The sequence below is a fragment of the Pseudomonas sp. AM4(2022) genome, from assembly GCF_036346515.1.
GTDB lineage: Bacteria > Pseudomonadota > Gammaproteobacteria > Pseudomonadales > Pseudomonadaceae > Aquipseudomonas > Aquipseudomonas paracarnis.
In genome coordinates, this window is record NZ_JAOTNW010000010.1 from 131,567 (window position 1) to 143,758 (window position 12,192).

The 12,192-nt window shown below is 60.1% G+C and carries 10 protein-coding genes; 7 read left to right on the plus strand and 3 right to left on the minus strand.

Annotated features, from left to right (window positions below; all coding sequences use genetic code 11):
- Positions 1-62 precede the first annotated feature (62 nt).
- From ODQ19_RS15810 to ODQ19_RS15825, 4 genes are all read left to right on the plus strand, one after another.
- Positions 63-950 carry a 3-keto-5-aminohexanoate cleavage protein gene (locus ODQ19_RS15810; RefSeq protein WP_330210579.1) on the plus strand — a complete coding sequence of 296 codons (888 nt, stop codon included), beginning with the start codon at positions 63-65 and terminating at the stop codon, positions 948-950.
- 139 nt (positions 951-1,089) lie between these two features.
- Entirely contained in the window at positions 1,090-2,055 is a 966-nt protein-coding gene (locus ODQ19_RS15815; RefSeq protein WP_330210580.1) for an L-carnitine dehydrogenase, read from the plus strand.
- Positions 2,056-2,185: 130 nt separating this feature from the next.
- Positions 2,186-2,680 carry a thioesterase family protein gene (locus ODQ19_RS15820; RefSeq protein ID WP_330210581.1) on the plus strand — a complete coding sequence of 165 codons (495 nt, stop codon included), beginning with the start codon at positions 2,186-2,188 and terminating at the stop codon, positions 2,678-2,680.
- Positions 2,681-2,904: 224 nt separating this feature from the next.
- A complete protein-coding gene (locus tag ODQ19_RS15825; RefSeq protein WP_116667914.1) occupies positions 2,905-3,168 on the plus strand; it encodes a hypothetical protein in 264 nt (87 codons plus the stop codon).
- Between the two features lie 127 nt (positions 3,169-3,295).
- Here ODQ19_RS15825 and ODQ19_RS15830 read toward each other — a convergent pair whose 3' ends face one another.
- Positions 3,296-4,399 (minus strand): GlxA family transcriptional regulator, encoded by a 1,104-nt coding sequence (locus ODQ19_RS15830; protein ID WP_330210582.1) that lies wholly within the window; start codon positions 4,397-4,399, stop codon positions 3,296-3,298.
- Positions 4,400-4,911: 512 nt separating this feature from the next.
- The gene (locus ODQ19_RS15835; protein WP_330210583.1) at positions 4,912-6,288 is read right to left on the minus strand and encodes an L-serine ammonia-lyase; all 1,377 of its coding nucleotides are present in this window, start codon (positions 6,286-6,288) and stop codon (positions 4,912-4,914) included.
- Positions 6,289-6,703: 415 nt separating this feature from the next.
- Between ODQ19_RS15835 and ODQ19_RS15840 the strand changes: the two genes are divergently transcribed.
- The 3 genes from ODQ19_RS15840 to choV all read left to right on the plus strand — a co-directional run bounded on the left by ODQ19_RS15840 (position 6,704) and on the right by choV (position 9,741).
- A complete protein-coding gene (locus tag ODQ19_RS15840; RefSeq protein ID WP_044271836.1) occupies positions 6,704-7,651 on the plus strand; it encodes a choline ABC transporter substrate-binding protein in 948 nt (315 codons plus the stop codon).
- Positions 7,652-7,720: 69 nt separating this feature from the next.
- The gene (choW, locus tag ODQ19_RS15845) at positions 7,721-8,566 is read left to right on the plus strand and encodes a choline ABC transporter permease subunit (protein WP_003194913.1); all 846 of its coding nucleotides are present in this window, start codon (positions 7,721-7,723) and stop codon (positions 8,564-8,566) included.
- On the plus strand, positions 8,563-9,741 hold the full coding sequence (gene choV / locus ODQ19_RS15850; RefSeq protein ID WP_014720259.1) for a choline ABC transporter ATP-binding protein: 1,179 nt from the start codon (positions 8,563-8,565) through the stop codon (positions 9,739-9,741). The genes choW and choV overlap by 4 nt, the downstream gene beginning before the upstream one ends.
- A gap of 166 nt (positions 9,742-9,907) precedes the next feature.
- Here the strand turns inward: choV and ODQ19_RS15855 are convergent, their stop codons facing one another.
- Entirely contained in the window at positions 9,908-11,842 is a 1,935-nt protein-coding gene (locus tag ODQ19_RS15855; protein WP_330210632.1) for a BCCT family transporter, read from the minus strand.
- Between the last annotated feature and the right edge of the window lie 350 nt (positions 11,843-12,192).

The following is a 12,192-nucleotide window of genomic DNA, read 5'->3' on the forward strand; positions in this document are numbered from 1 at the left end:
CCCCTGAAGGCTGCGAACGGCGCCCTACGCCTTGAAATCACCCGCCTGCAAGGAACCACCTCATGAACCACGACGTCATCATCACCTGCGCACTCACCGGTGCTGGCGACACGACCGCCAGAAGCCCCCACGTGCCGGTCACTCCCAAACAAATCGCCGCCGCTGCCGTGGAGGCCGCCAAGGCCGGCGCCACGGTCGTGCATTGCCACGTACGCGACCCCGAGACCGGCAAGTTCAGCCGCGACGTCGCGCTGTACCGCGAAGTGATGGAGCGCATCCGCGAGGCCGACATCGACATCATCGTCAACCTCACCGCCGGTATGGGGGGCGACCTGGAGATCGGCGGCGGCGAGAATCCCATGGAGTTCGGGCCTAATACCGACCTGGTGGGCCCGCTGACCCGCCTCGCCCACGTTGAAGAACTGCTGCCGGAAATCTGCACCCTGGACTGCGGCACGCTGAACTTCGGCGATGGCGACACCATTTACGTGTCCACCCCGGCGCAACTGCGGGCCGGCGCCAAACGTATCCAGGAACTGGGCGTAAAGGCCGAGCTGGAGATTTTCGACACCGGCCACCTGTGGTTCGCCAAGCAGATGATCAAGGAAGGGCTGCTGGATAACCCACTGTTCCAACTGTGCCTGGGCATTCCCTGGGGCGCACCGGCCGACACCACCACGATGAAAGCCATGGTCGATAACCTGCCCGCCAACGCGGTGTGGGCCGGCTTCGGCATTGGCCGCATGCAAATGCCAATGGCCGCGCAAGCGGTGCTGTTGGGCGGCAACGTACGGGTGGGCCTGGAAGACAACCTGTGGCTGGACAAGGGCGTGCTCGCCACCAATGGCCAACTGGTGGAACGCGCCAGTGAAATTCTCAGCCGGTTGGGAGCACGAGTCCTGACCCCAGCCGAAGGCCGCATCAAGATGGGCCTGACCCAACGCGGCTAACACAGACACCACACAACCCTGTGGGAGCGGGCTTGCTCGCGAATGCGGTGGGTCAGTACCGAATGCACCAACTGAACCACCGCATTCGCGAGCAAGCCCGCTCCCACAAGGAATTACCGAACTTTTCAGGAATGTCGCCATGCGCTTTATCACCGAAATCAAAACCTTTGCTGCGTTGGGCAGCGGTGTCATCGGCAGCGGCTGGGTGTCCCGTGCCCTTGCCCATGGCCTGGATGTGGTGGCCTGGGACCCGGCACCCGGTGCCGAGGCGGCCTTGCGCAAACGCGTCGCCAACGCCTGGGCCGCCCTAGAGCAACAGGGCCTCGCGCCCGGAGCCTCCCAAGACCGCTTGCGCTTTGTCAGCACCATCGAAGAGTGCGTGAAAGACGCCGACTTCATCCAGGAAAGCGCCCCGGAACGCCTGGAGCTGAAGCTGCAATTGCACAGCCAGATCAGCGCCGCGGCCAAGCCGAACGCATTGATCGGCTCCAGCACCTCAGGGCTATTACCCAGCGAATTCTATGAAGGCTCCACCCACCCGGAACGCTGCGTGGTCGGCCACCCGTTCAATCCGGTCTACTTGCTGCCATTGGTGGAAGTGGTAGGCGGCAAGCACACTGCGCCAGAGGCAATCCAGGCGGCGATCAAGGTGTATGAATCCCTCGGCATGCGCCCGCTGCATGTGCGCAAGGAAGTGCCGGGGTTTATTGCCGACCGCCTCCTGGAAGCGCTGTGGCGTGAGGCGCTGCACCTGGTCAATGACGGGGTGGCGACCACCGGCGAAATCGACGATGCCATTCGTTTTGGTGCCGGGTTGCGCTGGTCGTTCATGGGCACCTTCCTCACTTACACCCTGGCGGGCGGCGATGCTGGCATGCGCCACTTCATGGCGCAGTTCGGCCCGGCGTTGCAGTTGCCATGGACTTACCTGCCGGCGCCTGAACTGACTGAAAAACTGATTGATGATGTGGTCGATGGCACCCGTGAACAATTAGGTAACCACAGCATTTCGGCGCTGGAGCGCTATCGTGATGATTGCCTGCTGGCGGTGCTGGAAGCCGTAAAAACAACCAAGGCCAAGCACGGCATGAACTTCGCCGAATAATCCTGTAGGAGCGAGCTTGCTCGCGAAGATCGCCAACGATAACGCGGGGCATCAGTTACCCCACGGCGATCTTGAGTTTTTCGCGAGCAAGCTCGCTCCTACAAAAAGCCTTTTGAATTGGATTCATGCCATGCCCGCACTGACCACCTACACCACGAACATCCTGCCCGACTGGGTCGACTACAACGGCCATCTGCGTGACGCGTTCTACCTGCTGATCTTCAGCTATGCCACCGATGCGCTGATGGACACCCTGGGCCTGGACAGCGAAAACCGCGAAGCCAGCGGCCACTCGCTGTTCACCCTGGAGTTGCACCTGAACTATCTGCATGAGGTAAAGCTCGGCGCCGAGGTTGAGGTGCATACCCAACTGATCGCCCATGACGCCAAGCGCCTGCACCTTTATCACAGCCTGCACCTTGTGGGCGAAGAGCGCGAGTTGGCGGGTAACGAACAGATGCTACTGCATGTCGATCTGGCCGGGCCGCAGTCGGCGCCGTTTGCCGGCGCGACCCTGGAAAAACTCATTGCCCTGAGCCGGGAACACGCCGATCTACCCAGGCCTGCTCTACTCGGCCGGGTGATCGGGTTGCCCGCGCAAAAAAAAGCCCCGATCCAGCCGTGACGGGATCGGGGCAGAGTGCTTTGTGTGAGCCGTGCATTTCGAGGGTGACCAAACCTTCAAGCTGCGTGCCTGGGTTCAGTGTGCCCGTTACGGGCCAGGTCAAGTAACCCGAAAACGACCTGTTCATAGCCATACGAGCCATCGGTGGATTCTGCTCTTGCCGCCAGTCCTGGGGCCTACCAGAATCCAAGTCAATTCCCGCTCCCTACACCAGGATGACCGTCATGATGCACGCGGATTTGATTGACCAGGATGACCTGCTGGGCCAACTGCGCTCGCTGGGTTTTGAAGTGTCCAGCGGCGCTACCGCCGAGCAGGCTTGCGAGTGTGCGGTGCGCGGGTTGAGCGAAACGCGGGCCAAGGCGCTCAAGGGCATGGTGGAACAGATGTACGGCGGCAGCGCGACGATTTTGCCGGCGGTGAGGCAGGCAATCGACAAGCAATTGTTGCCGGCGCTGATGCAGTTCAAACAAAGCTCTGGCGCCTGAAATACATCCTCTGTAGGAGCGAGCTTGCTCGCGAAGATCACCAACGATAACGCGGGGCATCAGATATCCCACGGCGATCTTGAGTTTTTCGCGAGCAAGCTCGCTCCTACAATAAGTCAGCCCGGTGTCAGAGCCTTACACTGGCAAACGTCGACTCATTGCGCGCCTGGCTCAACGCCGACATCGGCCCCGACAACGGGGACAACACCAGTGCCGGCGGAATCGGCATCATCGCCACTTGCTGGGTGGTGTTGGAGCCTACACGTTCATCCCGTGGCGGAATGCCGAAGTATTCGCGGTAGCACTTGGAGAAGTGCGGCGTAGACACAAACCCGCACACCGAGGCGACTTCGATGATCGACATTGGGGTCTGCTTGAGCAGTTGCCGTGCACGAATCAAGCGCAGCTTGAGGTAGTAGCGCGACGGCGAGCAGTGCAGGTATTTCTGGAACAGCCGCTCCAACTGCCGGCGCGACACGGCGACGTACACCGCCAGTTCGTCCAGGTCGATCGGCTCTTCGAGGTTGGCTTCCATCAGCGCGACGATTTCCTGCAGTTTCGGCTGGTTGGTGCCGAGCATGTGCTTGAGCGGCACACGCTGGTGATCCTGTTCGTTGCGGATGCGTTCGTACACGAACATCTCGGAGATGGCGGCCGACAATTCCCGGCCGTGGTCGCGGCTGATCAGGTGCAACATCATGTCCAGGGGCGCGGTGCCACCGGAGCTGGTGAAGCGGTTGCGATCGAGGGTGAACAGGCGCGTGCTCATGGCCACCCGCGGGAAGGCTTCCTGCATCGACGCCAGGCATTCCCAGTGCACGCTGCAATCAAAGCCGTCGAGCAAGCCGGCGCAGGCCAGGGCCCAACTGCCGGTGCACACCGCGCCGAGGCGGCGAGACTGGCGCGCCTGGCCTTGCAGCCACGACACATGTTCACGGGTGACGGTGCGCTGGATACCGACACCGCCGCACACGATGACAGTGTCCAGGACCGGTGCTTTGTGCATGGAGGCATCGGGTGTGATTTGCAGTCCATCACTGGCCCACACCTGGTTGCCGTCGACACTCAGGGTTGTCCAGCGATACAGCTCGCGGCCGGACAGCTGGTTGGCCATGCGCAGTGGCTCCACGGCTGACGCCAGGGAAATCAGCGTGAAATTGTCCAGCAGCAAAAAGCCGATGGATTGAGGCGCACGGTTCTGGGGTTGGGCCCCGGAGTTGGTCGACGTCATCGCGGTATCTCCTCACATCACACAAAGCGGGTGGTGGCCTCAGGCGAGGCTCTTGTTATTGCACTCGTCCTGGAAAGGAGAGGCTTTGAAATTGATAGAGCAAATGCCATGCCTAAAATTGAATGGCTATTCAAGAACTCCTGAAAACGACCTGTTGACGCGTCTATACAAGCCCGCGTGTGAAGTGCGGGATATGACGCATAACGGGCGGGGTCCAAGGGGGGTGAGCAGATCGGTAGCACTTGTGGGAAGGCGCTTTGCGGGCGTAGGAGAAGTCTGTCACCCAAAGCACATCAGGCGTGTGATCGTGGAGGAATTCGTTCGGAAGCTACTTATCTATTTGCGACGCGCTAAAAGGTGGCGATTTTGGCCGGGGTGTTCACTTTGTGAGCAGCGCTGGCTGAGCTACCGCATTCGCGAGCAAGCCCGCTCCCACACTCGACCGCATTTCGTCAGGGTGTGCTCGGTCAAATGTGGGAGCGGGCTTGCTCGCGAATGCAGGCAACTCGGTCTCAGCACTCGACAGCACTCACCGCCAACCCACCGCGTGATGTCTCTTTGTACTTGTCATGCATATCGGCCCCGGTATCACGCATGGTGCGGATCACCCGGTCCAACGAGATGAAGTGCTGGCCATCGCCCCGCAACGCCATTTGCGCCGCGTTGATCGCCTTCACCGCCGCGATTGCATTGCGCTCGATACACGGCACTTGCACCAGGCCGCCCACCGGGTCGCAGGTCAGGCCGAGGTTGTGTTCCAGGCCGATTTCGGCGGCGTTGCACAGTTGCTCCGGCGTGGCGCCAAGGATCTCCGCCAGCCCGGCTGCGGCCATCGCGCACGCTGAACCAACCTCGCCCTGGCAACCGACTTCGGCACCGGAGATCGAGGCGTTCTTTTTACACAGGATGCCCACTGCCGCCGCGCCCAGCAGGTAGTCGACCACGTTGGCTTCGGTGACTTCTTCACTGAACTTCATAAAGTAGTGCAACACCGCCGGGATGATTCCCGCCGCGCCATTGGTGGGCGCCGTGACCATGCGCCCACCGGCGGCGTTTTCTTCGTTGACCGCCAGGGCAAACAGGTTGACCCATTCCATGGCGCTCAAGGTCGAGCCGATCACATTGGGTTTGTTCAGCTCCTGCAAGCTGCGGTGCAACTTGGCGGCGCGACGGCGCACGTTCAAGCCGCCAGGCAGGATGCCTTCGTGCTTGAGGCCCTGCTCCACGCAATCTTGCATGGCGCGCCAGAGTTTCATCAGGCCGCTGCGGATTTCTTCTTCGCTGCGCCAGGTTTTTTCATTCGCCAGCATCAGTTCGGCAACGCGCAGGTTGTGGGTCTTGCACAGCTGCAACAGCTCCACGGCACTGGAAAAATCATAGGGCAGCTCGGTGCGGTCCATGTCCGCCACACCGCTTTGGGCCTGGGCTTCATCCACCACGAAACCGCCGCCCACTGAGTAATAGGTGTCGCGGTGCAACTCGCCGTTCTCGCCAAACACCACCAAGGTCATGGCATTGGGATGAAACGGCAGGTTTTCGTCGAGCAGGCGCATGTCCCGCGCCCACACAAATGGCACCGGCAAACGCCCGTCCAGCAGCAGCGTGTCGGTTTCGCGCAGAGTGTGGATACGTGCACCGATTTGCGTGGGGTCGATTGCGTCCGGCCATTCGCCCATCAGGCCCATGATGGTAGCGGTGTCGCTGCCGTGGCCGATGCCGGTGGCCGACAACGAGCCGTACAGTCGCACTTCGACACGCTGCACCTGTTCCAGCCACCCACGCTCACGCAACCCTTGAACGAACAACGCCGCGGCGCGCATGGGCCCCACGGTGTGCGAACTCGAAGGCCCGATGCCGATCTTGAACAGGTCGAAAACGCTGATAGCCATTAACGTGAAACTCCTCGATAAGCACGGGCCGGGCTTGAACGAGGTGCTACGCTCAGATCGCCCAGATGGCGGCATCATCAAGCTTTTATTCGTCATCACGGCGTCTCACACCGACGCACTCATGCTCACCAGCGTCGCTCGCGTGCGAACGCCAGTTTTGGCCGTTTTTTGCGGTGCAGACGGGTAAAAACAGCAGTTTTACCTTAGGAAAAACCTGTAAGCGACGTCATCGGTACTGGATGCGACCCTCCCTGTACTGGATACGACGCCCCCTGTAGGCGTCAGATTTTCACTGGTACATGATCAGTCTCGACTCGTTTGCACGGCACCGCGCCATCCGCTTCGTCGCACGCTCCAACCGCAACACTTATAAAGCGCGGCGAATGCCGCCAGAAAGACACAGGAGTCTACCCACATGAAAGGTTCACCCTCGTTGTTGTTGGCCGCCATGCTGAGTCTGCCAGTCGTGGCACACGCCGCAGAACCGGAACAGTGCAAGACCGTCAACTTCTCCGATGTCGGCTGGACCGACATCACCGTCACCACCGCGACCACCAGCGAGATCCTCAAGGGCCTGGGCTACAAGCCGCGCACCACGATGATTTCGGTACCTGTGACTTACAAGTCCCTGGCCGACGGCAAGAACATGGACATTTTCCTCGGCAACTGGATGCCGACCATGGAAAACGACATCAAGCAGTACCGTGATGCCGGCACCGTGGAAACCGTGCGCGCCAACCTGGAGAACGCCAAGTACACCCTGGCAGTCCCACAGGCGCTGTACGACAAGGGCCTGAAAGACTTCGCCGACATCGCCAAATTCAAGGATGAGCTGGGCGGCAAGATCTACGGCATCGAGCCGGGCAACGATGGCAACCGCACCATCCAGACGCTGATCGATAAAGATGCCTTCGGCCTGAAAACCGCTGGCTTCAAGGTGGTCGAATCCAGCGAAGCCGGCATGCTCTCCCAGGTTGAACGCGCTTCCAAACGCAACCAGGCCATCGTGTTCCTCGGCTGGGAACCGCACCCGATGAACACCCGCTTCAAGATGAAGTACCTGACCGGTGGTGACGACTCGTTCGGCCCCAACTACGGCCAGGCCACCATCTATACCAACACCCGCAAAGGTTACACCCAGGAATGCAGCAACGTCGGCCAGTTGCTGAAGAACCTGGTGTTCACCCTCGACATGGAAAGCACCCTGATGGGGAACGTCCTGGACGACAAAATGAAGGCCGACGCCGCCGCCAAGGCCTGGCTGCAAAAGAACCCGCAAGTGCTCGACACCTGGCTCGCCGGTGTCACCACCGTCGATGGCAAACCAGGGCTCGATGCCGTTAAAGCTTACCTCGCCAAATAGCACCCGCTGACCCCAGGCCGGTGCGCTGGCCTGGGATGTTTTCCCCTTCGCATGTGGACATTCACTACCATGCTGACTGAACAGAAAATCCCACTAGGCCAGTACATCGCTGCCTTCGTCGACTGGTTGACCCAACACGGTGCCAACTACTTCGACGCAATCGCATCGACACTGGAAACGATGATCCACGGCGTGACGTTTGCGCTGACCTGGTTCAATCCACTGGCATTGATCGGTCTGATTGCGCTGCTGGCTCACTTTATTCAACGTAAATGGGGACTGACTGTTTTTGTCATCGCCTCCTTCCTGCTGATCCTCAACCTGGGGTACTGGCAGGAAACCATGGAAACCCTCGCGCAGGTGCTGTTCGCCACCCTGGTCTGCGTGGTCATCGGTGTGCCGCTGGGCATTGTTGCCGCGCATAAACCGATGTTCTACACCATGATGCGGCCGGTACTCGATCTGATGCAGACCGTGCCGACCTTCGTCTACCTCATCCCTACCCTGACCCTCTTCGGGCTGGGTGTGGTGCCTGGGCTGATTTCCACGGTGGTGTTCGCGATTGCCGCGCCGATCCGCCTGACCTATCTGGGTATCCGCGATGTTCCGCAAGAGCTGATGGACGCCGGCAAGGCCTTTGGCTGCTCGCGCCGCCAGTTGCTCTCGCGCATTGAACTGCCCCACGCCATGCCGAGCATCGCCGCCGGTATTACCCAATGCATCATGCTGTCGTTGTCGATGGTGGTAATCGCGGCCCTGGTAGGCGCCGACGGCCTCGGTAAACCGGTGGTCAACGCACTCAACACCGCCGATATTGCCTTGGGCTTTGAAGCGGGCCTGGCCATTGTGTTGCTCGCCATCATGCTCGACCGTATCTGCAAACAACCCGACGCTAAAGTAGGGGGTGATGCATGAGCATTATCCGATTCGACAAAGTCGACGTGATCTTTTCCAAAGACCCACGCGAAGCGCTCAAACTGCTGGACCAGGGCATGAGCCGTAACGAAATCCTGAAGAAGACCGGGCAGATCGTCGGCGTCGAGAACGCCAGCCTGGATATCGAGAAAGGCGAGATCTGTGTGCTGATGGGCCTCTCGGGCTCAGGCAAGTCCAGCTTGCTGCGCTGCATCAACGGCCTCAATACCGTCAGCCGTGGCCAGCTGTTTGTGGAGCATGAAGGGCGTCAGATCGACATCGCCTCCTGCACCCCCGCCGAACTGAAAATGATGCGCACCAAACGCATCGCCATGGTGTTCCAGAAGTTCGCCCTGATGCCTTGGTTGACGGTGCGCGAGAACATCAGCTTCGGCCTGGAAATGCAGGGCCGTCCAGAGAAAGAACGGCGCACGCTGGTGGACGAGAAACTCGAACTGGTGGGCCTGAGCCAATGGCGCAACAAGAAGCCCGACGAGTTGTCCGGTGGCATGCAGCAGCGCGTCGGCCTGGCTCGCGCCCTGGCGATGGACGCCGATATCCTGCTGATGGACGAACCCTTCTCGGCCCTCGACCCACTGATTCGCCAAGGCTTGCAGGATGAACTACTGGAACTGCAACGCAAGTTGAGCAAGACCATCGTGTTCGTCAGCCACGACCTGGATGAAGCGCTGAAACTGGGTAGCCGAATCGCGATCATGAAAGACGGCAAAATCATCCAGTACAGCGTGCCGGAAGAAATCGTGCTGAACCCGGCGGACGACTATGTGCGCACCTTCGTCGCCCACACCAACCCGCTGAACGTGCTGTGCGGACGCAGCCTGATGCGCACGCTGGACAACTGCAAGCGCGTGAACGGTTCGGTGTGCCTTGATCCGGGTGGTGACTCGTGGCTGGACCTGGCCGAAGGCAACACCATCCAGGGTGCGCGCCAGAATGGCGTGGCGATGAACCTGCAGAACTGGGCGCCAGGGCAAGCCGTGGAAGGCTTGGGCCGCGTACCTACGCTGGTGGATTCGAACATCGGCATGCGCGATGCGTTGCAGATTCGCTACCAGACAGGCAACAAGCTGGTGTTGCATGACAACAACAAGGTGGTGGGGATACTGGGGGACAGTGAGCTCTACCATGCCCTGCTGGGCAAGAACCTGGGCTAAGCCGCACCGCAAAGCAAATGTGGGAGCGGGCTTGCTCGCGAATGCGATGTGTCAGTCAGTACATCTATTACTGATCCACCGCATTCGCGAGCAAGCCCGCTCCCACATTTTGATCTGCTTTCACATTAGCTAAGCGGCGCCAGTGAGGGCGCCGCCAGCTCAACTATCAGCTATAGACCCGGCCAAGGAGCTGCCGATGGCTTTCAAACTGATCGAGCACATCCCGAGTGATCTGCTCCTGGGTGAAGCCCATCAGGTCATACTCCTGCGGCCCGTTGTGCAGGTACACCTCGGCACGGTAGTAACGAGTGCGCTCTTCCTCAGGCAGGTCAGCCGGTGCCGCCGAGTAGCCATCCAGGCTCACTTCGTAGACAAACGGGTTGCCCTCATCCATCTCGATGCGCACGCCGATACAGCGTTTGGATTTGCCCAGCAGGGTCTGCACTTCCAGGCCCTGATCACGCAACGCACTCGCGGCTTCTTCCAACGCCGGCGTTACGTGCTTGTCCATAAAGCGCTGCACGGTGGCCTGGCTCGGTTGCAGGTCCAGGGCGGTCAAGCGTTCGCTGAAACCACGACGCCCGCGTTCAGCCAATTGCGCCTGCTCCTGTTCGATGGCCACGTCCTGGCGCATGGCCTTGTGCAAACCGAACATAAAGAACACCAGCACCACCGAGAACGGCAGCCCTGCCAGCACCACCATGGTTTGCATGGCTTCGAAGTTACCGGCAAACAGCAGGCCGATGGTCACCAGGGTGATCACCGCCGACCAGAAGATGCGCAACCAGTGCGGCGCGTCTTCATCCACGTTGCCGCCTTTGCAGGAAAGGTTGGCCATCATCACCGCGCCGGAATCCGCAGGCGTCAGGAACAGCACGAAGCCCACGAAGATCGACACGCCGATCACTACTTTCGACGCAGGGTAATGCTCAAGCAGTTGGTAGATGGCCATGGACGGTTGTTCCAACGCCGTCTTGCCCAACTCCACGGCCCCATGGTTCAACACCAGGTCCAGGGCCGAGTTGCCGAAGATCGACAGCCACGCCAGGGTAAAGCCCAGCGGGATCAGCAATACGCCAGCCACCAGTTCGCGCACGGTACGACCACGGGAAATACGCGCGATGAACATGCCCACAAATGGCGCCCAGGAAATCCACCAGGCCCAGTAGAACAGGGTCCACAGGCCCATCCAGCGTTCGGTCTTGGCACCGTCGCTTTCGTACACATACAGGTCGAAGGTTTTCAGCACGATACCGTTGAGATAATCACCAGTGTTCTGCACCAGTCCGTTAAGCAGGTGCAGGGTGGGGCCGAACAGCAGCACGAAGATCAGCAAACCACTGAACAGCACGATGTTGAGGTTGGACAGACGACGAATGCCGTTTTCCACACCCGATACGGCAGCGATGGTCGCCACGGTGCTCATCACGATGATCACGATCAGCAAATTGGTATTGCTGTGCTCCATGCCGAACAGGTTTTCCAGCCCCGACGACACCTGCATCGAGCCGATCCCCAGGTTGGTCACCAGGCCCAGCAAGGTCACGAACATACCGAAACCGTCTACCGCGTGGCCGGCCGCGCCCTTCACCCAACGCTCGCCCACCAGCGGGTAAAGCGCCGATCGCAGGGCCAGCGGTTGGTTGTGACGGTAGGCAAAATACGCCACGGCCAGGCCGACCAGCGCATAGATCGCCCAGCCGTGCAGGCCCCAGTGCAGGAAGGTCAGTTGCAGCGCCTGGCGAGCCGCGCCATTGCTGGCGGCAGCGCCTTCGGGCGGGTTGAAGTAGTGGTCCAACGGCTCGGACGCACCGAAATACAACAGCGAGATGCCGATACCCGACGAGAACAACATGCCGGCCCAGGCGCCGTAGCTGAAGTCTGGGGTATCGTCCTTCGCACCCAGCTTAAGTTTCCCATAGGACGAAAACGCCAGGCCGACCACAAACACCAGGTAGGCGGCGATGACCACCATGTAGTACCAGCCAAAGCTTTTCGACAGCCAGGCCTGTGCTACGCCGAGCATGCGCCCGGCCTCCTGCGGGGCGACGATCAGAATGGCGGTCAACAACAAAATCAGCGCGGTGGAGGTGTAGAACACCCAACCGTTGACCCGGACCTTTTCCGGTGGGGTCTTTATAAGAGAGGCAGAACTCATGGCGCAGATGCTCCAGGCAGTGCGAGAGAGAAACACAAGGCAACGGTTATCCCGGGACATCGATTTTTCGGCAGTCGACGGACGGGTGTTATAAAGACACCCCGAAAATTCTTGAGCCCGCCAAAGCGGTGACCAGGCTCTGAAGTGGCCTGTTTCAAGGGTTTTTGCAGGTGTCGAAGGTTGCAGCTCGCAGGTAGGAAACATCTGTAGGCAGCGACCATTTGTCGCAGATCTTATTCTTTGTTGATTGAACGTTCAATCAAAACAAAATAGACTGGCCCTCAAGCCGACGG

Coding starts and splice junctions, on each gene's coding strand:
- ODQ19_RS15810 (WP_330210579.1), top strand. CDS start 63: ATGAACCACGACGTCATCATCACCTGCGCACTCACCGGTGCTGGCGAC.
- ODQ19_RS15815 (WP_330210580.1), top strand. CDS start 1,090: ATGCGCTTTATCACCGAAATCAAAACCTTTGCTGCGTTGGGCAGCGGT.
- ODQ19_RS15820 (WP_330210581.1), top strand. CDS start 2,186: ATGCCCGCACTGACCACCTACACCACGAACATCCTGCCCGACTGGGTC.
- ODQ19_RS15825 (WP_116667914.1), top strand. CDS start 2,905: ATGATGCACGCGGATTTGATTGACCAGGATGACCTGCTGGGCCAACTG.
- ODQ19_RS15830 (WP_330210582.1), bottom strand. CDS start 4,399: ATGACGTCGACCAACTCCGGGGCCCAACCCCAGAACCGTGCGCCTCAA.
- ODQ19_RS15835 (WP_330210583.1), bottom strand. CDS start 6,288: ATGGCTATCAGCGTTTTCGACCTGTTCAAGATCGGCATCGGGCCTTCG.
- ODQ19_RS15840 (WP_044271836.1), top strand. CDS start 6,704: ATGAAAGGTTCACCCTCGTTGTTGTTGGCCGCCATGCTGAGTCTGCCA.
- choW (WP_003194913.1), top strand. CDS start 7,721: ATGCTGACTGAACAGAAAATCCCACTAGGCCAGTACATCGCTGCCTTC.
- choV (WP_014720259.1), top strand. CDS start 8,563: ATGAGCATTATCCGATTCGACAAAGTCGACGTGATCTTTTCCAAAGAC.